20 protein-coding genes are annotated in these 24,593 nt (G+C 62.0%); 15 read left to right on the top strand and 5 right to left on the bottom strand.

The annotated features are described in order from the left end of the window. Positions 1 to 27 precede the first annotated feature (27 nt). Both rhcF and NDI54_RS17295 read left to right on the top strand, forming a co-directional pair. Positions 28 to 870: a 2,4-diketo-3-deoxy-L-rhamnonate hydrolase gene (rhcF, locus tag NDI54_RS17300; RefSeq protein ID WP_310897694.1), complete on the top strand. Its 843-nt coding sequence runs from the start codon at positions 28 to 30 to the stop codon at positions 868 to 870. A 220-nt stretch (positions 871 to 1,090) separates the two neighbouring features. Beyond that, positions 1,091 to 2,092, top strand: a complete 1,002-nt coding sequence (locus NDI54_RS17295; protein ID WP_310897693.1) for a HEAT repeat domain-containing protein — start codon at positions 1,091 to 1,093, stop codon at positions 2,090 to 2,092. A 229-nt stretch (positions 2,093 to 2,321) separates the two neighbouring features. On the opposite strand, the gene NDI54_RS17290 is transcribed toward NDI54_RS17295, so the two are convergent. Further along, positions 2,322 to 3,650 carry a hypothetical protein gene (locus NDI54_RS17290; protein ID WP_310897692.1) on the bottom strand — a complete coding sequence of 443 codons (1,329 nt, stop codon included), beginning with the start codon at positions 3,648 to 3,650 and terminating at the stop codon, positions 2,322 to 2,324. Positions 3,651 to 3,743: 93 nt separating this feature from the next. Then, the gene (locus tag NDI54_RS17285; RefSeq protein WP_310897691.1) at positions 3,744 to 5,210 is read right to left on the bottom strand and encodes a methyl-accepting chemotaxis protein; all 1,467 of its coding nucleotides are present in this window, start codon (positions 5,208 to 5,210) and stop codon (positions 3,744 to 3,746) included. Between the two features lie 505 nt (positions 5,211 to 5,715). Between NDI54_RS17285 and NDI54_RS17280 the strand changes: the two genes are divergently transcribed. From NDI54_RS17280 to NDI54_RS17245, 8 genes are all read left to right on the top strand, one after another. Further along, positions 5,716 to 6,462: an ABC transporter ATP-binding protein gene (locus NDI54_RS17280; protein WP_310897690.1), complete on the top strand. Its 747-nt coding sequence runs from the start codon at positions 5,716 to 5,718 to the stop codon at positions 6,460 to 6,462. After that, positions 6,455 to 7,888, top strand: coding sequence for a hypothetical protein (locus NDI54_RS17275; protein WP_310897689.1), 1,434 nt, complete (start codon positions 6,455 to 6,457; stop codon positions 7,886 to 7,888). Before NDI54_RS17280 ends, NDI54_RS17275 begins: the two co-directional genes overlap by 8 nt. Before the next feature lie 118 nt (positions 7,889 to 8,006). Next, the gene (locus NDI54_RS17270) at positions 8,007 to 8,831 is read left to right on the top strand and encodes a hypothetical protein (protein ID WP_310897688.1); all 825 of its coding nucleotides are present in this window, start codon (positions 8,007 to 8,009) and stop codon (positions 8,829 to 8,831) included. Between the two features lie 197 nt (positions 8,832 to 9,028). Continuing rightward, the gene (locus NDI54_RS17265) at positions 9,029 to 10,141 is read left to right on the top strand and encodes a BMP family lipoprotein (RefSeq protein ID WP_406600201.1); all 1,113 of its coding nucleotides are present in this window, start codon (positions 9,029 to 9,031) and stop codon (positions 10,139 to 10,141) included. 38 nt (positions 10,142 to 10,179) lie between these two features. Further along, the gene (locus NDI54_RS17260) at positions 10,180 to 11,802 is read left to right on the top strand and encodes an ABC transporter ATP-binding protein (protein ID WP_310897686.1); all 1,623 of its coding nucleotides are present in this window, start codon (positions 10,180 to 10,182) and stop codon (positions 11,800 to 11,802) included. A 53-nt stretch (positions 11,803 to 11,855) separates the two neighbouring features. Beyond that, positions 11,856 to 12,929, top strand: coding sequence for an ABC transporter permease (locus NDI54_RS17255; protein WP_406600200.1), 1,074 nt, complete (start codon positions 11,856 to 11,858; stop codon positions 12,927 to 12,929). Next, complete coding sequence (locus tag NDI54_RS17250) at positions 12,929 to 13,972, top strand: ABC transporter permease (protein ID WP_310897684.1); 1,044 nt, start codon at positions 12,929 to 12,931, stop codon at positions 13,970 to 13,972. The genes NDI54_RS17255 and NDI54_RS17250 overlap by 1 nt, the downstream gene beginning before the upstream one ends. Before the next feature lie 120 nt (positions 13,973 to 14,092). Further along, positions 14,093 to 14,644 (top strand): hypothetical protein, encoded by a 552-nt coding sequence (locus tag NDI54_RS17245; RefSeq protein ID WP_310897683.1) that lies wholly within the window; start codon positions 14,093 to 14,095, stop codon positions 14,642 to 14,644. 25 nt (positions 14,645 to 14,669) lie between these two features. Here the strand turns inward: NDI54_RS17245 and NDI54_RS17240 are convergent, their stop codons facing one another. Next, complete coding sequence (locus NDI54_RS17240) at positions 14,670 to 15,173, bottom strand: GbsR/MarR family transcriptional regulator (protein ID WP_310897682.1); 504 nt, start codon at positions 15,171 to 15,173, stop codon at positions 14,670 to 14,672. Between the two features lie 148 nt (positions 15,174 to 15,321). Between NDI54_RS17240 and NDI54_RS17235 the strand changes: the two genes are divergently transcribed. Both NDI54_RS17235 and NDI54_RS17230 read left to right on the top strand, forming a co-directional pair. Beyond that, positions 15,322 to 15,675, top strand: coding sequence for an ArsR/SmtB family transcription factor (locus NDI54_RS17235; RefSeq protein ID WP_310897681.1), 354 nt, complete (start codon positions 15,322 to 15,324; stop codon positions 15,673 to 15,675). Positions 15,676 to 15,795: 120 nt separating this feature from the next. Continuing rightward, positions 15,796 to 16,671, top strand: a complete 876-nt coding sequence (locus tag NDI54_RS17230) for a fructosamine kinase family protein (protein ID WP_310897680.1) — start codon at positions 15,796 to 15,798, stop codon at positions 16,669 to 16,671. Between the two features lie 319 nt (positions 16,672 to 16,990). Here the strand turns inward: NDI54_RS17230 and NDI54_RS17225 are convergent, their stop codons facing one another. Continuing rightward, entirely contained in the window at positions 16,991 to 18,196 is a 1,206-nt protein-coding gene (locus NDI54_RS17225) for an ABC transporter substrate-binding protein (protein WP_310897679.1), read from the bottom strand. Then, positions 18,193 to 19,380 carry an ABC transporter substrate-binding protein gene (locus tag NDI54_RS17220; RefSeq protein WP_310897678.1) on the bottom strand — a complete coding sequence of 396 codons (1,188 nt, stop codon included), beginning with the start codon at positions 19,378 to 19,380 and terminating at the stop codon, positions 18,193 to 18,195. The genes NDI54_RS17225 and NDI54_RS17220 overlap by 4 nt, the downstream gene beginning before the upstream one ends. 171 nt (positions 19,381 to 19,551) lie before the next feature. Between NDI54_RS17220 and NDI54_RS17215 the strand changes: the two genes are divergently transcribed. From NDI54_RS17215 to NDI54_RS17205, 3 genes are all read left to right on the top strand, one after another. After that, positions 19,552 to 20,025 carry an Lrp/AsnC family transcriptional regulator gene (locus NDI54_RS17215; RefSeq protein ID WP_310897677.1) on the top strand — a complete coding sequence of 158 codons (474 nt, stop codon included), beginning with the start codon at positions 19,552 to 19,554 and terminating at the stop codon, positions 20,023 to 20,025. Positions 20,026 to 20,508: 483 nt separating this feature from the next. Then, positions 20,509 to 22,005 carry a proton-conducting transporter transmembrane domain-containing protein gene (locus NDI54_RS17210; protein ID WP_310897676.1) on the top strand — a complete coding sequence of 499 codons (1,497 nt, stop codon included), beginning with the start codon at positions 20,509 to 20,511 and terminating at the stop codon, positions 22,003 to 22,005. Beyond that, entirely contained in the window at positions 21,995 to 24,400 is a 2,406-nt protein-coding gene (locus NDI54_RS17205; protein WP_310897675.1) for a DUF2309 domain-containing protein, read from the top strand. The genes NDI54_RS17210 and NDI54_RS17205 overlap by 11 nt, the downstream gene beginning before the upstream one ends. Positions 24,401 to 24,593: the final 193 nt, after the last annotated feature.

Here is a 24,593-nt window from a genome sequence, read left to right as displayed (position 1 = left end):
GGTAGCCGGCCACTGCAGTGTCCGGTGATGCAATTCACCCGGTATACGACTGATGGGACTCCCCAATGGGGAATCCGTCAAGACGACGAGATCGTGCCGCTCAACGGCCTCAGAGAGGAGATAACGTACCAGCAGCTGACCGACCCCGGCTTCCTCCGAGTCGTCGAAGACGCCGTCGACGCGGCGGAAGACCGAGCGATTCCCGTCGAAGACGCCAAACTACTCGCGCCCGTTCCCCAGCCCGGGAAGATCGTCTGTGTCGGGCTGAACTACCACGACCACGCCGAGGAACAGAACGAGGAGGTCCCGGAGCGGCCGCTGTTGTTCGGAAAGGCCGGCACCGCGGTCACGAACCCCGGCGACCCGATCGTCCATCCGGCGGCCATCGATGAAGTCGACTACGAAGTCGAACTCGGCGTCGTCATCGGTCGGACCGCGAAGGATGTCTCCGCGGCGGACGCCCGGGACTACGTCGCCGGCTACACCGCGATCAACGACGTGAGCGGGCGTGACGCGCAGTTCGAGGACGAGCAGTTCTTCCGCGGGAAGAGCTACGACACGTTCGCCCCGATGGGACCGACGCTGGTCCCCGACAGCGAACTGGACCCGTCGAGCCTGGACGTGGCCTGCCGCGTGAACGGCGAGACCAAGCAGTCCTCAAACACCGAGGAATTCATCTTCGACGTGCCGGAGGTCGTCGAGTACATCAGCGGTATCACCACACTTCGTCCCGGTGATGTCATCTCGACAGGGACGCCAGGCGGCGTCGGTATCTTCCGCGACCCGCCGGAACTACTCGAACCCGGAGACTCCGTCGACGTAGAGATCGAAGGGATCGGAACCTTGACGAACCCAGTGATCGGCGAATAGGAAAATATAGCTACATTCTAGGCTTTCGGCATACTCGACAATTATATGTATTCACTTACCGCGTACATGGTAGTGTATCTGAGGAGATAGACCTATATCCTGAGCGGCGTCGCAGACCGCAGTCTCGCTACGTTCGCCCAGGTCGCTCGCGATCTGGTGGTCCAATCCCCGGGAGGCAAGACGTTTTGTGAGTTCTCCGAGTAACGCCACCAACGGACCGATGGACGACCGAACCAGTGCAACTCCTGAGACGGAGATCGCGTCACTGCTTGAGCAAGGGCGGACGGCCGACGCGCTGGAAGCCCTCGAACAGCTCTCCACGGCAGCGTCCGCCGACCGACAGGCGTGTCTCCGGTCGCTGAAGGCGACCGCCGACGACCGGCCGACGCTATTCGAGGACGTACTGGCACCGCTTACCGAGTTTTTGGAGGACAGTGAGCGGCCAACGAGACTCACGACGGCGAAGTTGTTCGTCGCGGTCAGCGAGGGCGCACCAGGGATCGTGGTTCCGGTCATCCCGAGGCTTGCCGAGCGACTGGCGGACGAATCCGAGTTCTACTACGTTCGCGCTCGATGTGCGGAGGCGCTTGGCTATATCGCCGTCGACCACCCCGAGGCGGTCGCCTCGCCCGAGATCATAGCGGACCTGCGTGTCGGCCTGGAGTTCGACGAACCCGAAGTAACGGAGAAACTGGCCAAGGCCCTGTCCCACGTCGCACTCGGCGATCCTGACAGGCTCCGCCATCAAGTCGCCTCGCTCGCCGACCACCTCCGAGGGGATAACGAACTGGTCCGCTATCACCTGAGCACCGCCATCGTCGTGATCGGCTGTGCCCGTCCAGAACGGCTCATGGATGTAAAGGAGACACTCCTGGACTCTCTCGACGACGAAAACCGGTACGTTCGCGGCCGAGCAGCCGAAGCGCTGGGTCTGCTTGCCGGCGCTGATGCCGAAACGTCAGTTCCAGTTGACCGACTTGAAGCGCTCGCCACGGACGAGGAGTTCGTCGCGGACCGAGTTCAGTTTGCACTGTCTCAGTGTCGTTCGGACACACCCGATGATAGTGCAGACATAGCCACGATAGACGCGATTCGAACACAGACGAGTGCTATTGCCGCTGAAATCCGGACACCAGATGCCGATGGTGAGTGTCCCCAATGTGGACTGTCGGTTCCCGAATCCGGCCCGCCGTTCTGTCCGAGTTGTGGAACACCGCTGTGAACGGAGGGCTGACTCACCGGTAATTGACTCGTCCAGAAGGACATATGACATAACAGCTGTCAGATATGTACGAACTGTTGGACAGGTAATCTCCAGTGCCAAATTTTCTATTGGCGCTATTTGAAAACCAGATATAGTTATAGAATGCTCGATTATATTACTATATCGTTTGGTTTTGGAATTAGTATAGTTATGGCCAGGTATCTGTTCCACAGATGCTAAAGATAGATCAGTGCGCAGCCGTGGGGACACCAAGGGAGACACCAGCCAGGAAAATCGGCATGCCGGCGACAGCAGTTGCGACAGCATACGCAGCGGCGATAGGAACAAAGAGCACACCCAACCCAAACGGTGCTGGCAGGACTGGCAATACAAGCAGGATCGAAACCACGAACCCGACCGCGGCCGTTTTGATCGCGAGTCCTCGGCGTCCGTTCCCGACTGCGTATCCGACTGGGAGGAGAGTGAACAACGGGCCTAGAACCACCCCACTAGCCAACAGCGGGAGCGTTGACCCGTTTGCACCGAACAGTGACGCCGCCGCGATAGTTGCGCCGATAGCGATGCTCGCCCCGATTGCTGCACCACCGAGGAGTGTCCTGTAAGTCACGCGTTCGCGGACCTGTTGGCGCGAGAGAGCGATGCCACAGCAGAGCAACGCACTGCCGCCACCGAACAGCGCTGCGGCGGTAGCACCGAACCGAAACACACCGGCGACCGACAGCAGCGACAGCACTGTCGCCACTGTGCCGATACCAGCGACGACACTGCCGACCGAGTCCCGATGTTGTCGCAGGTCCCAGTTGAGCCATCCAACCCCGCCGGCCGCAGCACCGATAGCGAGTGTAAACACCGCTGTCGGGAGTGTCATATAGGCGAGTGCCTTCACCGCCATCACGGGGCCGAGAAGCGACCCGGCGGCGACGAGGCTCAACAGTGGCCCAAGCGACGTATCGTGGGGAACGAACGTGACGATACTCCCGTTATCGAGTCCCGTTAGCGTCATCCGACGGCCGTCGTCTGAGACGGTCGCACCGTCGATGGCCCACCCGACTCGCATTCCATCGGGCGCGGTGACGACCAGCCGGTCAGCCCCGAGACCGTCGAGGTTCCGGTAGCCGTACGCTTCGGTGAACTCGCCAGTGCGGACCGCACCGCCGACGGACTGTGCGGCAAAGTCAGCCTCGCGGTAGCGTAGCGTAACGACACCGCTGGTGGACACGTTCGCGTCCACCAACTCGGTGTCCCACATCGCTCTCTGCGCGATGGCGGTCCGAAGGGTCTCGTTTGTCCGGAGACGTGTTGCGCTCTCAGATTCGGCCAGATGGTTGTGAACGACCCACGTTGCGCTGCCGTTCCCGTGGACGGAGAGGGTCGCGTTGCTGTGGGTGACACTGACCGAAACGCCATGCGCTTCGGCCGTCGATTCGAACGAGTCGCCGCAGGCGTCACACAGCGGCCGCGGCGGCGGCGCTGCGCCAGCCGGCGCGACAACGCCCAGAAGCGGCATGCAGACGAAACAGAGGAGGACAAGGGAGGACAGTCGATGCGGGGCCATATAGCATACTCATTCTGTCATGTCTTAAGAAGTACCGATAACTCAAACGACGGTCACACCAACACAAACGAGGAGGGATCTGTCAGGAGATACTCACCGAGTGTCGTCCCGCTCGATGACCACTGAGTCTTCTGTCCCGGTCGTGTCTATCTGTGCGACGGTCTCTTCAAGCTCTTCGATAGCGGTCTCGATGTCGGAAACGAGCTGTGACTGTGTCACGTTTGCCTCGTCGACCGTTTCGATTTCTTCGGAGACCTGTTTTGCCCGGTCGGCGGCCGAATCGATGATACTCGCCACTTCCTCGGTCCGAACCGCCTGGTCGTCCGTGGCCTCGACGATGTCTTCCATCCCGGTCGACGTGTCGTTTACGACCTCGACGATCTGTTCCTGGTTGTCGACCAGTGTGCGGATCGCGCCGGTGCTGTCGTGGATCTCGGCCGTCACCGCTTCGATGCTTTCGATGGTTTCGTTGGCCTCCTCACGCGTTTCGCGGATGATGTCTTCGATGCGTTCCGACTCGGCCTGGACCTCCTCGGCGAGGCTCTTGACCTCGTTGGCAACGACGGTGAATCCGCTTCCGGATTCGCCGGCGCGTGCGGCCTCGATATTCGCGTTCAGCGCGAGAATGTTCGTCTGGTCGGCGATATCGTTAATCACCTCGACGATGTCGTCGATCTCGGCGACCTGTTCGGCGAGCGTATGCGTCCGCTCGGCCACTTCGTCGCTGCTCCCGGCCACGTCTTCCATCCGGTCGACGACATCCGTCCCGGATTCCGTACTCTCGATTGCGAGTTGCTCTGCCTTCTGTGCTCGCTCGTTGAGTTCCTTTGCTGACGCGGCTATCTCCTCGACCGTTGCCGAGAGCGCTCCGACTTCACTCGACACCTCCTCCATGTTGTCGACCTGGTCGTCGGCGAGCGAATCGGCGGTGTCGATAGCATCCCTGACGCGTTCGGTCGTCTCGACGGCTTCTTTCGTGAGCGCTGCGACTTCGTTGGAAACCTGTGACTGTGCGTCGGTAATCGCCTGTTGCTGTTCGACGAGTCCAGTGACATCCGATGTCGTCTCGAACCCGCCAACAACGTCACCTTCCGGGTTTCTGAGCGGGACACCGCTCGAACGGACCCAGCGTTCACCGTCCGTTGTGGGGATCTTCCGGTAGTTCGCTTCACGGCGACTCTCCCCTTCGCGGGCGATGGTCTGTGCGAAGGTTTCGTCGTCTTCAGATATCGGGAAGGCTTCGTGGGTCTTCTTCCCGAGAACGTTGTCTTTCTCGAATCCCAGTCCGGCTTCGGCTGCTGAGTTGAAATACGCTACCGTGTCGTCGTCGTCGACGACGAACCCAACCTCGGGATACTCCTCGATTACCTGTTCGAACAGCCCTCGCCAGTAGTCTCGCTCGTACCGGAGTCGTTCCTGTTCGTCTGTTGCTTCCGACTCGGGCTGGATGGCCCCGGCGGATGTGTACTCGGTCTGTGAATCGCTTACAACCGACCCTCCGTCCGGACGGACATCAGGTGAGCTCCCATCTCGGTGGCTCTTGGCATACCGATCTGTCATAATCCCACTTTCCGTGACGGGGTATTAAGACATACTCTTACAGAATCACAGATGATATTCGAAAATGGACGTGTATATCTGTGAAAATCCACTGATTTTATTTCTTGATCACAGTATAATAGATTTAAACAGCTGATTCTGTCTGCCCTATTTCCCTTACCAACTTTTAACAATTGAACCCACGCTTCCAGAATCCCGTTCATGCCTGGATTTTCCCGCGAAGCGCCCTGTCTCTGAAGGGATATAGAACGAGAGAGGCCAAAGCCGGTATGAGCGGTCGGCAACCGACCGATCTGGCCGTCCAGTGTGCACTTCGCTTCAGCGTCGGTGTGATTGCTACATGGTGACTGGGGGCGTGTCATCATTCACTGCAGCGCCCTACGCAACCACAGCATCTGGATGGCGATGAAAGTCGATAGTGTCCGTCATCGATGTATCTACTTGGTATGTACTCGCCCAGTAAAACAACTTATATTCACGGAACGTCGATGGTAGGGAGAATCACGTGCCAGCAATCGAAATCGAGTCGCTCGGAAAGTCGTACGGCGATGTAACCGCGATAACGGACCTCTCGCTGTCCATTGCTGACGGCGAACTGTTCGGATTGCTCGGCCCGAACGGGGCCGGGAAGACCACGACGATGGAGATACTCACCGGGCAGATTGTGCCGGAGAGTGGCCGCGTAGCGGTGTTGGATGTCGACCCCGCGACGCGCCCGACGGCGGTCCGGGAACGGGTCGGAATCCTCCCCGAGAAGGAGTCCCCGCCAAGTTTCATGACCCCGCGGGAGTACTTCGACTTCGTCGGTGCGATCCGGGGCATGCCAGACGAGACGGTGACCGAGCGCACCGAGTCGTGGGCCGAGCGCCTCGGCTTTCGGGCAAAGCTCGATACGCTGTCGTCGGACCTCTCACGGGGCCAACAGCAGAAAGTGATGATCGCCGCCGCGTTCTTCCACGAACCCGCCGTCGTGTTCATCGACGAACCCCTGGCGAACCTCGATCCCATCGTTCAGGAGCGGGTCAAGCAGTTCCTGCTGTCGTACCAGGCGGCCGGCAACACGGTCGTCGTCACAACACATGACGTGGACGTAGCCGCCGAGGTCTGTTCCCGGGTCGGCATCATGTACGGCGGCGACCTCGTGGCAGATGTCCGGCCGGCGGAACTCGATGCCGGCGTGTCGCTGCTGGACGTGTTTCTGGACCACGTCGATGCAAGCGTCGACGACAAACCCCTGGCAAACCATGAGTGACGGTCGGACGCGGAGAGTGTTCGTCGAGATGCTCCGCGAGGAGTGGCGGCTCCACAGCCGGCTCTTTCGCGGCAGTCACTTCTCGCTGTTTCCGGTGCTTATCTGTCTCCTCGTCGGCGGCGCAGCGAGGCTGCTTACTGTCACCGGGACTGCGCCGGGGACAGTGTTTGCCGGCCTTCACGCCCTCGTGTTCGTCTTCGGCCTGCACACGGGCTCAATCGGCTTCGTCGGGCGGGATGCCCTCCGGAACCTCATCGGTGACGTAACGCTGCTGGTCTTTTCGGCCCGGACACTCCCGCTTTCCCAGCGGCGGCTACTCGGGCTGTTTGTCGTCAAGGACGGGCTGTACTACGCAGTGCTGTTTCTGTTGCCGTTTGCCCTCGGAACGGTAGTAGCGGTCCTTGGATTCTCGAATCCGGTCGTCGCGGCCAAGACAGTCCTCCTGCTGTGGACCACGCTGACGCTGACGTTCGTCCTCGGAATGGGAACGACGATTACGGCGCTCGGACTCGCCGGTCGAGGCGTCCCCGGGCTGGCGCTGCTCGCAGTCCCGGTCGTGGCTATCGGCGCAGCGGTTGCCGGTGGCCTCAATCTCCCGGCCTACACCCCATATGGGCTGTTTCTCGAACCGACGCTTCCGCGAATCGGTGCGACGGCTATCAGTATCCTCGGCGTTTTCCTGGTCGGCGCGGCGACGTTCGACGCGACCGCGCCCACCCCCGCTCGGACGGTCGAACCGGCTTTCCGCCGCTGGTGGCGGCGGATCGGCGACCCCGTTGCAGCAAAGAGCCTGCTTGACATCCACCGGAGCGCCGGCGGGTTCGGGAAAGTGCTGTTCTCGGCGGCGGTGCTGTTCGGTGTCACCGCGGCGCTCGTCGATTTCGCCGGACAGATCACAGGTGCGGGACCATCTCCCGGAATCTCGTTCGGTGCGATACTCGGCCTCTCGGGATTTACGACCTACAACTGGCTCACCCAATCCGACGACGTAGATCTGTATTTCGCCCATCCCCTCGCCGTGAAAGCCGTGTTCGCGGGGAAGTTCCGGGCGTTCCTCCTGCTCGGGCCGCTGGTCGGACTCGTATTCTACGGACTGGCACTCGCCTGGCGCGGCGGACCGCTTATCGAAGCGGCCGTCGGGGCTGTCCTGCTCGTCGGTGTTGCCTGCTACATCTTCGGAACGACGGTGTATCTCACCGGGCTTTCCCCGAACGAGTTCCTCTTCGATACGGCCCTCTTCGCTGTCTTCGGCGCGGCGCTGGTCGTGCCGCTGGTACCGGTCCTGATCGTCGGGTTCGCCGTCTCACCCGTGTCCGGAACTCTCCTCGCCGCACTCGGTGTGTTCGGGAGCGTCCTCGGCAGTGTCGGTGTCGGCCTCTACCGCCGGTCGCTGCCGAAGTGGTCCAGGCGGTATCAACAGGCGTGAACTGACAACGCCAGCGCTCGTGTGGGTGCTGTCTCCTCGCCTGCGGGACTCCGATTGAGCGCAAATATGCTCTCTTGGTTTCCGAACAGCTTTTGCTGACCAGTATCGGTACTGGGATATGGATCAGCGGACCGCGAGGTTACTGAACGGCCTGCTGGCACTGTGCTGTCTCACGCTCGTCTTCGCCGCCGTGTACCCGTTCACCACGGCGAGCCCGCACGCGGCAAACCCATCCGACAGCCGGTTCACGGTGCCGGAGTCCGACGAATACCGGGCGACCGGATCGATCGTAGTGGACGGAGAGACAGCGTTCGGATTCGAGGGCGCTGTGACCCGTGACGGTGGGCGCTACCAGTTCGTGGACGAGGGTGACATGCGAACCGAGCAGTACCAGGCGTCGCCGGACAGCCCGGTGTACAGTCGGATTGTCGTCGAAGCTGACGGTCGTATCGACCAACGACGGGAGGAGATCCGGACCGACACCGACCACAAACTCCTGCGAGAGAACCGGAGTGAGGGAACCGTCACGTTCATCGTCAGGGGAGATGCCGAGAATATGGCGGACGGTATCGCCGGCACGGCGTCGGTGGTCGTCGGGAGCCTGTACGTGACCGGATACGAACGTACAGGGGTCGAACAATCGGGAGCGGGCGTCTACGAACCGAAAGGCGGCTGGTACGAAGGGACAGAGCCGTATCGCGTAACGGCAGCTACGGGCGAGGTGCGGACGGCCTCGGACACGACTGCCGTTCGCTCGGCGACAGTCACGTGGGACCAGACGATTCCCGCGGGGACGTACGCGGAGTTTGCCCTGGTCAGACTGACCAGCAACGCCCCGCAGTCGTACGCTCTCTCCTTCGAGTTCGCTCCCGGCGAGACGACAGTGCAGGAGCCTGCATGGGTCCCCAACACGGGACCCGAATCGCAACGAGTCAGGCAGTGAGACAGGTCTTGCAAAACTGTACTGTGTTGTGTGTCCTGAAAACGCCACGAGACGTGCGGTTCGGCGGCGACCGGGGCCTGCGAAATCTTTTTATCATATATAGATAAACATTAGATTCAATTATGTCAAATAGATCTGGAAACCACGACACGTCCGATGAGTCTCGCGGCGGGACAGCGACCATGGACCGACGGACCCTGCTCGCGTCGGGGTCTGCCATCGTCGGCAGTACGATGCTGTCAGGCTGTAGCGGTGGCGGTGACGGCGGCGACGGCGGCGGTACCGATGGCGATGGCGGGAGCACCGACAGCGATGGGGGTGATGGCGACGGCGGCGGCAGCGAAACGACGAACGTCGCGATCGTATCGAGTCCGGCAGGGTTCGACGACAACGCGTTCAACGACCTCGCGCTCGAAGGCCTCCAGACGGCCGCCGAGGAGTACGATATCAGCATCAATCAGGTCGAGGAGACCGAGCAGTCCCAGTACCAGTCCGTTCAGGCCGAACTGGCACAGAGCGGCGATTACGACCTCATCGTGCTGGTGTCGTACAACCACACGGAGGCACTGTCCCAGAACGCACCCGAATACGACGACCAGTACTGGATGCTCATCAACGACCACGTCGACGAGCCGAACGTGGCGGGGTACACCTGGGCGAACCACCAGATGTCCTACCTCGCCGGTGTGCTCGCAGGGACGATGACCACCGAAGAACTGTCCAACGCCGACAGTTCGACCACCCCGGACAGTGCACAGGTCGGCTTCGTGGGCGGCGTCGACGGGTCGCTCATCAACGCCTTCGAACGGTCGTACGTCGCCGGCGCAGAGTGGGTCAACGAAAACGTCGACGTGAACGTCGGGTACATCGGCAACTACACCGACACCGACACCGCGGCGGATATCGCCAGTTCACAGTACAACGATGGGGCGGATATCGTCTATCACGCGGCGGCCGCTGCTGGCCGGGGCGTGTTTGAGTCCGCTCAGGAGAACGGCCGCTTCGCTATCGGTGTCGACGCCGACCAGTCACAGACACTGCCTGACTTCCAGGACGTTATTCTGGGCTCGGCGGTCAAGTACATCAACGAGGGGACCCGCGAGGTGGCCATCGGCGTCGCCGAGGACAACTGGTCGGAGGTCTCGGGCGCAAACACGCTAGGTCTCGAAGCCGAGGCCGTCGACTGTGTCATCGGGCAGGCGTTCCAGGACCAACTGCCGGACGCCGTCGATCAGAACATCTCAGAGGCCAAGCAGGCCATCATCGACGGCGATATCGAGGTGCCCTGTACCGCCGCCGGCTGTAACTAATTACACCGTCTCCCATCCGATGTCTATCCATTTTACCCATGGCCGAGAGTGAGCGGGACGACGGGGCAGTGCCGGATGTCCGACTGAGCGGGATAACCAAGCGGTTCGGCGATGTCGTCGCCAACGACGGTGTCGACCTCACGCTCGAAACGGGGTCCGTCCATGCCCTGCTCGGCGAGAACGGCTCGGGCAAGACGACGCTGATGAGCGTCCTCTACGGGCTGTACGATCAGGACGATGGCGACATCTACGTTCGCGGGGACCGTCAGGAGTTCAACTCGCCCCGGGACGCCATGGACGCCGGTATCGGCATGATACACCAGCACTTCCAGCTGGTCGAGCCGATGACCGTTCTCCAGAACATCGTCCTCGGCCACGAGCCAACCGAGCGCGGGCTGGTCGACATCGAAAGCGCCCGCGCGGATGTCGAGGCGATAACCGACCGCTACGGGTTCGACATCGACGAGTATCTCGACGTGCCCGTCCGGGACCTCGACGTGGGGGTCCAGCAGCGCGTCGAAATCGTCAAGAGCCTCTATCGTGGCGCGGAAATCCTGGTTCTGGACGAACCGACGGCTGTCCTCACGCCCCAGGAAGTCGAGGGGCTGTTCGACGTGATGGCGGAACTGACGGCCTCGGGCCACTCGCTCATCTTCATCACGCACAAGCTCGACGAGGCACTGACTGCCGCCGACGATATTACGGTGTTGCGTGACGGCGAAGTCGCCGGTACCGTCGATGCCGCGGACGCGACCGAACAGGAGCTGGCGCGGCTGATGGTCGGCCGCGAGATCGACTTCGACAGGAAGCCCCGGGAAACCACTATCGGCGACCCGGTCCTCGAAATCACCGACCTCCATGTCAGCGGCGACCGGGGACTCAAACAGGTCCGCGGCGTCGACTTCACCGTCCGTGAGGGCGAGATACTGGGGGTTGCGGGCGTCCAGGGCAACGGACAGACCGAGCTGGTCGAGGCGCTGACCGGACTGCGACCGGTCGAGTCCGGGCAAGTCCGGTTTGACGGGGCGGACATCACCGGGACAAGTCGCCGTGACCGCATCGAGAAGGGCATCGCCTACATTCCCGAGGACCGCCAGGAGGAGGGCATCGTGATGGACTACGACCTGATCCGGAACTCGCTGCTTGGCTTCCAGACGACGGAACCGTACGTCGAACGGGGCATCATCGACTGGGCGGCCGTCCGAGACCACGCCGAGGGAATCGTCGAGGAGTACGATGTCCAGCCCCCGGACGCGACAACGGAGGCAGCGTCGTTGTCGGGCGGTAACCAGCAGAAGTTCGTCGTCGGCAGAGAGATAGAGCACGAGCCGACGGTGATGGTCGCCTCCCACCCCACGCGGGGCGTCGACATCGGATCCATAGAGTTTATCCACGACCGTCTGCTGGAGCTGCGAGACGCGGGTCTCGCGGTCGCGTTCGTCTCCTCGAAGCTAGAGGAGGTCCAGAAGCTCTCTGACCGCATCGCCGTCATGTACGAGGGGGAGTTCGTCGACATCGTTGACCCCGAGGCCGTCACGGAGGAGGACCTCGGTCTGCTGATGACCGGGTCCGAGCCCGAAACGGCGGCAGACCAGCAGGCCGCCAGGGGTGGCTGGAGCGACGGCGGCACCCCGACTGAGGACCGAGGTGATGGGTCGTGAGCGGTGCCGGCTCGAATCCCGCCCGTGCATTCGTGGATCGAATTGCTGCCCGGCTGCTAGACGCCTCAGTCGGTGAACGCATCGTCATCGCGGCCGCGTCGACGACGCTGGCGATACTGATCGGCCTGCTCGTCGTCGCCCTTGCGGGCTATGACCCGGTACAGTTCCTCGGGAACGTTGCCGTCGGTGCGTTCGGGGACGCGAACGCGCTCGCACGGACGCTGAAGTTTACGACGCTGTTCATCCTGACGGGGGTCGCAGTCGCTATCGCGTTCAGGGCGGGCGTGTTCAATATCGGCGTCCAGGGCCAGTTCGTCGTCGGCGGGTTCGCGACCGTCGTCGCCATTCTCCAGCTAGCCCCGTTTCTCCCGACGGGGGCCACCGGCGGCGTGCTGCTGATGCTGTTTGGGACTGTTGCGGGGATCGTCGCCGGCGGTGCTTACGGCGCGCTCCCCGGGATTCTGAAGGCCTACGGCGACGCAAACGAGATCGTCACGACCATCATGCTGAATTTCATCGCGACCGGCGTCGTGGGCTATCTCGTCGACGGCCCGTTCCGCGGCGAGGGGAACCGCGCGCCGAACACGGCCCGGATTCCCGAATACGTCTCGCTCCCGCGGATCGTCTTCGACGTGCCCGACTTCTCGGTCGTCGGCCTCGCGGTGACGCTTGCGGTTGTGGTCGGCATCGCGTGGCTTCTGGCACGGACGCGGTTCGGGTACGACATGGTCACCAGCGGCCATCAGGTAGCCGCCGCGGCGTTCTCGGGGGTGAACGCGAAACAGACCGTCGTCGCGACAATGGCTCTCTCCGGGATGGTCGCCGGCGTCGCTGGCGCGCTGTTTGCCATCATGATACAGGGGTACTACAGCGACCCCGCCGGGATCGGGACGTACGGGTTCGACGCCATCGCCGTGAGCCTGCTCGCAGCCAACAATCCACTCGGAGTCGTACCTGCGGGCTTCCTCTTCGGCGCACTCGATTCGGCCGGGAGCCACATCCGGATCAACAGCGACGTGCCGGTCCAGTTGATCGACGGTATCATCGGTCTCGTCGTCCTGTTCGTCGCCGTGCCGGAACTGTTCCGCATGGCCGCCGCGCGCACTGGCCTGGGTGGTGAGAACTGATGGACCTATCTGACCCCGGGACGCGACGACGCCTCGGAGCAGCGGTCGCGACAGTCGTCCTGGCGCTCGCGGCAACGCTGGCGCTCGACTGGCCGCTCGCGGATATCGTGACCGTCGGGTTCATCGACCGGACGCTACAAGCAGCGACGCCGATCGCGCTGGCGGCCATCGGCGGCCTGTACGCCGAAAAGAGCGGCGTGTTCAACATCGGCCTCGAAGGGTTCATGATATTCGGCGCGGCCAACACCGGCGCGCTCGTGTGGCTCATCGGTGGCCAGTCGCCCACGCAAGCGGACCTGTGGGTGGCGATGGGTCTCGCTGTCGCGCTCAGTATCGCGTACACGGTTCTGTTCGCCGTACTGCTCATCCGTTACAAGGCCAATCAGATTGTCGCGGGACTGGCCGTCTGGTTCATCGGGTTGGGCTTTGGCCCCTTCACAGCGGTACTTGTCTGGGGGAACCGCAACAGTCCCGGACTGGTGAGTATGACCGACGTTACTGTGCCGGTTCTCGCCGAGGTACCGGTCGCCGGCCCGGTCCTGTTCGACACGTCACCGCTCGTAATGCTCACTGTGCTCGTCGTCGTCGCGGCCTGGGTGTTCCTGTATCGGACCCGCTATGGCTACTGGCTGCAGGCCGCCGGCGAGAACCCGGAAGCACTGGACACCGCTGGCGTCAATGTCAACCGGGTCCGGTACGCGGCAGTCATATTCTCGGGCGCGATGGCCGGACTCGCCGGGGCCGTCCTGCTCGCGCACGCGGGGTCGTTCACTGGGACCGGCCAGACGATGGTCAACGGCCGTGGCTGGATCGGTATCGTCGCCTATCTGTTCGGCAACTACAACCCGCTCGGGGCGGCCGCCGCTGCACTGCTCTTTGGCGGCCTCGACATGCTCCAGATCCAGTTCCAGACCGTCGGCATCCAGTTCCCGAACCGTCTCGTCAATCTGTTCCCCTATGCCGCTGTCGTCGTCGTCCTTACGGTCTGGAGTTCGACACGGATGCCGTCGGCGCTGGGCGAACCATACGAGAGCGAAGACTAAGCGGTGGACGGACCGGGCGATGCGGGGTGGCGAGTCTCGGCGGTTCGGTGACGGGCGGAGAGTGTCATGTGTGGTGTGTATGGCCGGTTTTATTTCCGTTGCCGCGAACGGTCCGATAGAATGGCATCCTACGACGCGTTTGACCGGGCCGTCGAAGTCAACGGTCAAACGGTCCTCACGATAGTCGAGGAGGCGATGGGGACCTTTTCCGAGGAGTACCGTGACCGGGCGCTGGCGGCCCTCGCCCAGGAAGGAATCACCGACCCAACGGCTGACGAGTGGTATCCACAGCAGGCCTGGCTGAACGCGTTCGAAACGATTGCCGAGGACCTGCAACCACACGTGCTTGACCGACTCGGCGAACAGATCCCAGGCGTCGCCGACTGGCCGAACAATTTCGATACCGTTCCGGAGGGCCTGCAGTCGATTGACGAGGCCTACCAGCGCAATCACCGGGGTGGAGAAATCGGGTTTTATCGATTCGAATCCGTGGGCGAGCAGACTGGTGAAATCACCTGCAAGAATCCCTATCCCTGTCCGTTCGACCGTGGGCTCATTCGCGGTGTCGCCAAGCAGTACGCCTCTGTCGACGCGTTCGTCTTCATCGAAGAAACGGGCGAGACGTGTCGGCGGAACGGGGCCGATACGTGTACCTACACAGTGTACTGGTAGGCCATCGCGGCGGGATCCATTGGCCCTAGCGCTCGTAGGTTTCCAGCGCCTCACGGAGTTCCGAAGTGGAGTACCTTGACGTGAGCCGGACGATTTCCTCTAAGTCCTCATACGTCTCACGGAGGTCCCGAACGTGCTCTTGCTCGCGGGCTTCCGCCGGCATCTGCTCTTCCGCTCGACGAATCGTCCGGAGCGTCGTCTGGACTTCCCGCTGAATGTACTGCTGGAACACATCCTGCAGGATGAGCCAGACCTCGCGTTCGGCCTCGAACTGGACACGCCTTCCGCCCCCGTCCGACGACCGGCGATGGATGAGTCCAATACGTGACAGCGTCCGTGTGACGTTACTAACCGTCGATTTCGCATAGCCAGTTTCCGTGACGAGCTCCGGGATTGAGAGGGGGGCCGCAGCGAAGTACAGCACACCGTAGATACGTCCGGCGCTTCGACTGAGCCCGTAAACTTCCGCTGATTGCTCCATCGACTCGATGATCCGCTCGCGGGCAACCGCGCTGTCGTCGTCACTCATGTGTCCGAGATAACTGCCCTGTTTGCCACATGCCCTGCTCCGTCATATCTTCGCCTATGGATTCCGTAAGTATTAAATTGTTTGATTGATTTGTTCGGAACGAGCCGAACAAACAAAACCAGCAGTCATTATCACCTCTACACGAACCATGGCAAGCGTCTTCCCCCACCACCCGCCGGTTGACTACGCGCCCCGGAAGCAGACGAACGTCGTGGTCAACGGGACCGAACCGACTGATGTCCTGCAGATTCTCTCATCTGAGACCGCCCAGGAGATACTGGGGGCGCTCAAGGACGAACCGCGGACCGCATCGGATATCGCTGACGCTGTCGACCGCTCCCTCCAGAGTGTCTCATACCACCTCAACCGTCTCTGCGAGGCCGACCTCATCGAACCCGCTGAGACGTGGTACTCGGAGAAGGGGACGGAAATGACTGTGTACGCTCTCGCCACGGAACGACTCGTCGTACAGTTCGGTGACAGAGCCGACCGGTCCGTCTAAGCCCACAGGCCGTGACGAGCGCCGTCTGGAACAGGTCCTTTCCACCGGATTTGTGGCAGCTGTCTACTCGTTGGTGGCGGAGACGAACAGACCTATTCGAATCCTTCCCGTACGCCGAATATGGACGAGGACCGGGGCATGGAACAGAAGACGAATGCAGTGCTGAATCGAGTATCGAATGCGCTCGATGCCGACGCCACTGACGCCACGGAACTCGATGGTGGGCAAGTCGGGTCGGTCTACCGCGTGTCGTTCGGTGATCGTCCGGACGTTGCGGCGAAAGTCGACGATTCGCCCCTCGGTATCGAGGCGGCGATGTTGCAGTATCTCGACCGTGAAACGCCGCTCCCCGTTCCGACCGTGCGCTACGTCGAGCCAGGCCTCCTCGTGATGCCCTTCATCAGTGGCGAGAGACAGTTCGGCGAACGGGCCGAACGCGACCTGGCACGCCACGTCGCGGCGCTTCACGACACCTCGGCTAGGGCGTTCGGATTCCCGTTCGATACCCTCTCTGGGCCGTACAACCAACCCAATCCTTGGACGGGTTCGTGGACCGATTTCTTCCGCGAGCGACGACTGCTTCCCTTCGCGACGGCTGCGCGAGACGACGGGAGCCTCCCGGCAACCGTATTCAACAGAGTGCGGCGACTGGCGGACACGCTCGACGAGCGACTCGTCGAACCGGACTCACCGTCGCTGTTGCACGGCGACATCCACCCCGGAAACGTCATCGTAGCGGACGGGGCCGTGGAGGCCGTGCTTGACCCCGCGATCTATTTCGGTCACGACGAAGTCGACCTGGCGTATCTGGAGCTCTCGGCGTCTATCGGTGACGCGTTCTACGATGAGTACCGCCGCCACCGTACTATCTCGGAGGGGTACTTCGCGGAACGGCGCGACGTATACGCCGCCTTTCACGCCCTGGAGAACGTGCGGTTTTTCGGCGACGATGTGGTTCCGCGCCTCGACAGCGCGTTGGACCGACTCGGACTGTGAAAAGAGGCGTTGCGCTCCGTGTCAGTCGATGAGCGAGACGTTCTTCGGAGGTCGTTTTCGGTTGCCTCCAGCGTCCGGCCCTTGGTCTCGGGGACGAAAATTACCCCCACGAGACTGCAGATGCCGAACAGCCAGACCGTCGCGGACGTGCCGACCCCGTCAGTCATCGCGGCGACGGTTCGCTGCCGAAATAAAAAGAAGTTACTAGGTATTTACTATAATTATAGTAATTATCTATATCCCGCAATAGCTCGCGTTCGCAACCGCTGCTGGCCGCCATCAGTACATGCAGAACCGAACCAGAAGGTGCAGGACCCCGCTACTCGTTTACCCCGTCGGTGATGATCGTCGCGAGCTGCTCGCGGTCGAACAGTTGTGCCTCGGTGAACTCATCGGGGAAGTACCGTTTTGCATACCGCTCGATCATGAAGAGGTTGTGCAGCGGGCCGGCGTAGATCGGCCCGCCGCGGAACACCCTGTCGTTCTGGACGGCCGTCAACTGGCTTCCTACTTCGTGGTCTTTCATGGACGCGAGGACCGAATTTTCGAACTCCTCGCGGGTCTTCCCCTCACGATGATAGCGCAACAGGAGCGAGTCCGGGTCGATCTCCAACAGCGTCTCGTAGTCGAGTGACTGTGATCCGGAGTACCCCTCGATTCCGGTGTCCGAGAACGCGTCGGAGATACCGAGGGTGTGGAAGTGCTCCTTGTTGGCCCCGCTCCCGCTGATCCGGTACGGCGTGAACTCTTCGGGCTCCTCGCCGGCGAACATGAGCGCGGCGTTCGGCCGGTCTTCGGGTGCCGGCAAACGAGACTGGATCGTCGTGACCATCTCGTCGTGTATCGAGCGGATCGCCTCGAAGCGCGCCCGTTCATGGACCATTTCGGCGACCTTTTCGAATGCCTCGTACAGGCTATAGTACCGGTAATTGTGCCAGTCATCAGTCCGTCGGAAGATGAGGTTGCCGAGAAACGGCGCGACGTTCTCCCGGACTTCCCGGAGGTCAGACTGGTCCCACGCTCCGAGCCAGACGGTGAGGGCGTGCGGATCGATGAGATGCAGATCGGCGTCCATCTCGTAGAACGGTTCCTTCGAGACGCCGTCGTTCCAGAGCTGTGTGAGGTCCTCAAGGTCGATAGACACCCCATCGAGTTCCTCGTAGTGCAGTGTCTTGTACCGTCCACGGTACCAGATCGACTGCACTGCGTCGCCGTGACCGAGAGCCACAAGCATATCGATGTAGTCCGCGGTGAACGGCGCAATCGTCTCGGGAACCGATTCGAACTCGACTGTCCCGACCGGCTCCATGGTCACCGAATACGAGCCGTCGGAAGTCACAACCCCGGTGTCAGTTGCGCTCGACGCGGTGTCAGCCCCGGCGTCAGCGGTGTCGGTTGTTTGGGACTGTTGGCCGCTCTCGCCCGAACAGCCAGCGAGCAAGCCACCACTGACGAGTGTTCCGGCGCCTTTCACGACTTCTCTCCGCGTCGGCCGCTCGAACGACAGTTTGTTCGGGTAGCTCATGCGAACTCACCCGTGACGATGTCGACGACTCGCTGGCGGTCAAAGAGTTCGGTATCGGAGGTTACGGCACCGAAGATATCGGGATAGAGCTGTTTGGCCGCCCGTTCGGTCAAAAAGAGGTTGTGAATCGGACCTTGCCGGAGGTAGCCTCCGCGGTACACGCGTCCGTTCTGCACCGCAGTCAGTTGGCTGCCGACAGTGTGCTCCCGCATGAACTGCAGGACGGTCGCGCGGAACTCCGCGGCGGATTTTCGCTCGTGGCCGCGGATGAGGATCACGTCCGGATCGACCTCCAGAAGCGTCTCGTAGTCGTACTCGCCGCGGTTTGTTGTACTGAGATTCTCGATATCGGTTCCGGCGAGCGCATCAGTCACGCCGAGGTCACGCCATTGCTTCTTGCTCGTCCCGTTGTCGTTGAGTCGATAGGGCGAGAACGACTCCGGTTCGTCGGTCCCCTCGAACGTAAGGAGGACGTTCGGGCGCTCCTCGGCTGGCGGGAGGTGACTCTGTAGCTCCGCGATGTAGTCGTCGTGTAGCTGTTTGAACGCCTCGTATCGCTGCCGTTCCTGAAAGACCTCGGCGACTTTTTCGAAGGCCTGATAGAGCGTGTAGTACCGATAATCGTGCCACTCGTCGGAGCGACGGAAGATCAGATTCCCAACGAACGGGGCGACGTTGTCGGCGATTTCATCGACATCCGACCGGGACCAGTCGAACCAGTTGATGAGCATCCCTGGATCATAGAGGTGTACGTCGCTGTCGAGTTCGTAGAACTCCTCTTTCGTTCGGACCTCCGGATTCGCGTCGATCGTCTCTTGATCGACGGAGACGCCAGGGAGATCGTCGTAGACGGACGTGTAGTAGCGGTCCCCACCCCCGATACCTGCAAGGCCGTCAGCTTGCCCGAGAGCCACGCCCATATCGGCGTAGTCGCCGCCGTAAGGGGTCCATCGTTCGGGCACCGTCTGGAACGGAACGTCACCCACTGGTTCCATCGTGACGGAGTACGATTCATCCTCGGTCGTTGTTGGGGTCCCGGTTGTCGTCTCTGACTCGGTTGCGGTGGCGTCCGTGGCGGAATTGCTCGAACAGCCGGCGAAGAAGCTCCCGCCGACGACCGCGCCGCCGTACTTCATGTAGTCTCGTCTCGTCGGTGACTCGCGGTTCATGTCATCTTTCGTCATAGAAATTAGGCCTCCCTAAAACAATATAACTGCTTCGGATTTTAGGCGCGCCTGAAAATGATGCACGATGACGAACTCAGCACAGGCGCTCGGTTCTTGACGGAAGCCACAACAACAGTGGTATCGGGGGAACGTACAACAGTAAAGTGCCCTTGCTGTGGATGCACTAGTATGACTGACGAGGAGATTGACGACGTGGACAAGGCGATTCTGTACGCGTTACAGGAGGACGCACGTAACATGTCGTCCGGAGATATCGCTGAGCGAACCGGAACATCGGACAGCACCGTCCGCAAACGCATCAACCGCCTCGAATCCAGCGAAATCATCAAAGGGTACAGCGCCGATGTCGACTATCAGCAGGCGGGGTATCCGCTTCGAATGTTGCTGTACTGCACCGCATCGATAGCGGATCGCGGCGAGTTGATCCCCGATATCCTGGCTATAGACGGCGTCATTTCCGTCCAGGAACTGGTCACCGGCGAACAGAACCTGCTGGTGACGGCCGTCGGTGAGTCCGACAGCGATATCACGCCGGTCGCACAGGCCCTGCTCGATATGGGGCTGACGGTCGCCGACGAAGTACTCGTCCGGAGCCACGAGACGACGCCGTTCGGGAAGTTCAACTCCGAGGAAAGCGACTAACCGACCGTCCAGGTCTGTCTCAGCGATCCCGTCCGTCACGCCGCCACCACGCCAACGGAGAGAGCCGATTGCTCGGTTCGGGCGCCTGCCCCAGGCGATGTATCGCAAGGGTATAGCTTCAGGACGGTTTGCATACTGATTCGGTCGTTTCTGCAATCATATCGAACAGTTCGGTAGCAGACTCCGTTTCAGGCCGCTCTCAGTTTTGGACGCAGAGTCGCCCCGAGTGACTTCGACACCGGCCCCACAGATCACCGTTTGACAGTGTATCAGCCGATAGCACGCATCTCCGAGGCCGTAGTTTTCGTGCAGGACCTCGCACCGAATGTCATTGTATAAAACATAATGTTCTATAATACACTATTTTAGGAACGATTTGGTAGTATAGAAATCTTTAATAACCAGTCTGTTCGTTCTATGGGTGAACACGACCAATAGCGGTTACCCGTACCGGGTCGCCGTGATGGGTCAGACACGAAAACGATGTCAGGACGCAACTCAACTACGCCGGTTGGATCACTCCCGGACACGACGGAGGAGTTACCGCTCGTGCCCGCTGTACTCACATGGCTCGTGTGGTCGATGTTGGCCGCGAGCATCGCTGTGCTTGCTGTCCGAGTCCGGACAGGGGTCACGTGGGAGGTCCCCGGTGTGATCGCAATCGATGGGCTGACTGTCCTGATGTGGGTGGTCGTCACCTTCTTCAGCGGTATCGTTCACAGCTACTCTCGCCGATACATGGCGGGCAGTCGCGTCAAAACGACCTTTTTCGCCACCGTGTTCGGCTTCACGGTGGTCGTGATGGGGCTGGTCGCAGCCGACCACCTCGCCCTGTTCGGACTGCTGTGGCTGTCCATGGGCCTGCTGATGGCGAAGCTCATCGGTATCATCAGCGGCTGGGACCAGGCACAGGCGGCCGCGACGGTCGCCCGCACGTACTTTCTCGGCAGTAGTGCGCTCCTCGGTGTCGCGTTGGCAACGCTGTGGTGGACAACCGGTGCGACAACGGTTTCCGGCGTTGCTGGGGCCGCCGACACGCTCGGTGGCCCGGTGTGGCTGGTCGCCGCTGGCGCGCTCGTACTCGCGGCGATGATCCAGTCGGCCCTGATTCCGTTCCACGGCTGGCTCCTCTCCTCGATGACCGCACCGACGCCCGCCTCGGCCCTGATGCACGCCGGGTTCGTCAACGCCGGGGGCATCCTGCTGACTCGCTTCGCGCCGGTCATCACTGTCGACGCAACGCTCATGCTCGCAGTCGTCGCCGTCGGTGGAGCCAGCGCCATCGGTGGGAAGCTCCTGAAGTCGGTCCAGACGGACATCAAGGGCAAACTCGGCTGCTCGACAGTCGGCCAGATGGGCTTTATGATCATGCAGGCGGGCCTGGGCTTTTTTGGGGCCGCTATCACCCACCTCATCCTGCATGGGTTCTACAAAGCCTATCAGTTCCTCAGCGCGGGCGGACAGGTCGAACACACCGCGCCGAGTGAGCAGACACCGCACACGGTGGGGCGCCTGCAAAGCGTCGTCGGTCTCATCGTGACGCTGCTGACCGGACTGGCTGGCGGTGCGCTGTTCGCGATGCTGACCGGGAAGGGTCTGAAAATCGACGCCGGGCTCTTGCTGACCTTCTTTGTGGTCTTTACTACGCTCCACGCGGCTCGCGACGCGGTCCAACACGCCTCGCTTTCGACGGCGGTCCGATACGGGGCCGTCCCGCTGGTTTTCTTCCCGGCGATCACCGTCTACGCGGTGGTGTACGAGGCGATATCAGGGCTCCTGGCAGAGCTCCCGATGGTCACGGCACCGACCGAGCTAACCCTGCTCCACGCCGCCATCGCGGTCGCCTTCGCCGGCATCTACATCGGTATCGAGACTGGGGTTCACGAGCGCAGTCAGCGTCTCTACGTGGCGCTTTTGAACGCCGGGCAGCCGGCAGCCGACACCGTACTGACTACGACGGAGGACTACAATGAGTACTGAAGCCGCCATCCACGACAGTATCGACTCCGCAGCGACCACCGTCGGCGCTCTCTGGCCGATCCACTCGTTCGTGACCGCAAATCCCCTCGCGGGGTTCGAGGACCGGCCGTTCAGTGAAGCGGTCACACAGGCAGCCGACTTGCTGGGTGGCCGTGGCTACCCCAGTGCCGAGACGTTCCGTGCGGCGCTCCAGCGTGGCCAGATAGACCCGGAGATCCTCGACGCAGAACTCTCCGAACTCGGCTACGACGATGATCCCGAGATACTGCTGGACCACATGGCTAACGCGTCCGACGCGACGGATGGGGACGCCCACGCCGCGACGGACCGCGCCGAGAAGGTGCTGACGAAATGGCTGTCGGCGTTCCTCGACGAAGGGAGCGCCCACTGGTCGATGCCCAACCGCGAGGCAGGGTTCTACACCGCCTTTCGCGAGGTGGTCGGGTACGACAGCGAAATCCCCGACGAAGGGGTCGTCGCTGACTTGCCCGAGACCCCGACCGAGGCCATCGAGGCGGTGCTTGCGCCGTATCCGGAGCGCCAGTGGGACTCTATTTTCGAGGACCAATTGGCTGCCCTCCCTGGCTGGACGGGACTCATCAAGCAGCGTGCCGATGCCGAAGGCGAGTGGCAGTCGGCGCACCCGATTTCACTGGCGGGGTATCTCGCCGCGCGGCTGGCGCTGTTGGATGCCGTCGATGCGGACATCTCCCCCTCGAACGACAGCATCGATCCCGACCCGACCGCCGAACTCGCCGGGGCGTTCCTGCGTGCCTGGGAAGCGACCTACCGCAGTGATCTCGTCGAGAGCGTCGCGACGGAGAGTCAGTCGCTGGCTGACAACGACACCCCGAGCCGCCCGGACGCGCAGTTGGTTTTCTGTATCGACACCCGCTCCGAGATCATCCGCCGCCACATCGAGGCAACGGGCGACTACGAGACCTACGGGTACGCCGGCTTCTTCGGCATCCCAATGGAATACCAGGGGTACGACGCCGACGTGTCGGTCGACGCGTGCCCGCCGATTCTCGACCCCCAGCACCACGTCACCGACATGCCGACCGACGACGAGACCCAGGCGAGCCACGACCGCTGGTCGGGCCTCCGTGAAACCGCCGACGAAATAATCGAGACCCTAGAGGCCAACGCCGCCACCGCCTACGGCTTCGTCGAAACTGCCGGGAGCGGCTACAGTCTCGCGCTCGCGGCCCGCACGCTCGTCCCCGGGCGCGTGTCCGACCTGCTCGACGCAGCCGATGGCCAGGTGCCCGACGAACACGAGTTCTGTGAGCCGCTCGTCCACCACCAGCACACCTACGCCGGCGACCTGCCGGTGGGACTGACCACCGAGGAGAAAGTCGAGTACGCCGCCACCGCGTTCGACCTGATGGGCTGGGAGACGTTCAGTCGCCTCGTCGTCTTTACCGGACACGCCAGCCAGACGGCCAACAACCCCTACGATGCGAGCCTGGACTGTGGTGCCTGCGCCGGCAACCCCGGCGGCCCGAACGCCCGCGTGCTGGCGAAGATCTGTAACAACGAGGCGGTCAGGGCCGAACTCCGCGACCGCGGCTTCGAGATTCCCGACGATACCGTCTTCCTCGCCGGCGAACACAACACTACGACCGACGAAGTGGAGCTATACGATAGCGACGTGCCCGAAAGCCACGTTGCGGAGCTTGCACAGTTGCGGTCCGATCTCGCCACCGCCCGCGAAGAGGCGGCCGCCGAGCGCGCCGAATCGATGGGTGCTGACGGTTCCGCGGCGGTCAGCGAGACCGAACGCCGCGCCGCCGACTGGGCAGAAACCCGTCCCGAGTGGGGGCTGGCCGGCAACGCCGGCTTCGTCATCGGTCCCCGCGAACTGACGAGCGACCTCGACCTCGACGGCCGCGCGTTCCTCCACTCGTATGACTGGTCGACCGATCCCGACGGCGACGCGCTCGAAGCGATACTCACCGGCCCGATGGTCGTCACCCAGTGGATCAACACCCAGTACTACTTTTCGACGGTCGACAACGCCGTCTACGGGAGCGGGTCGAAGGTGACGCACAACCCCGTCGGCAACATCGGCGTCTACCAGGGCAACGGCGGCGACTTGATGACCGGACTGCCCCAGCAGTCGCTCATGGCCGCCGACGACGAACCGTACCACCAGCCGCTCCGCCTCTCGACGGTCATCCATGCGCCGGTCGACCATGTTACCGAGGTTCTGGCCGCCAACGAGGAGTTGGCGGAACTACTCGACAACAACTGGCTCTCGCTGACGGTCGTCGACCCGACGCAGGACCACGGCGCGTTCCAGTACGAACACGATCTGGAGTGGACGCACCTGTCCGAACGCGCCGAAGCCAGCGCAGTGTCACCGACCGCTCCCGCGGTTGCGGACGACTAGGGCGAGTGTGAACAGGCGGTATCCGGAACTTGCTTCCACTTCTCTCTGCTTCTGTCTCGTTGGTGGTAGTTCAGCGTAGAACTCGGAGTGTTTGACAATTTGTCCTGCAAAACAATTTATAGACCGGTAGATACGAGCCTATACAGGAGTTATACCGGATCAGATACTTCCAGATGATGTAATATAGTCCGAT

Source organism: Haloarcula terrestris, assembly GCF_031624315.1.
Taxonomy (GTDB): Archaea; Halobacteriota; Halobacteria; order Halobacteriales; family Haloarculaceae; genus Haloarcula; species Haloarcula terrestris.
Note: the sequence above shows the minus strand (reverse complement) of the source record. Positions and strands in the feature narration are given on the sequence as shown.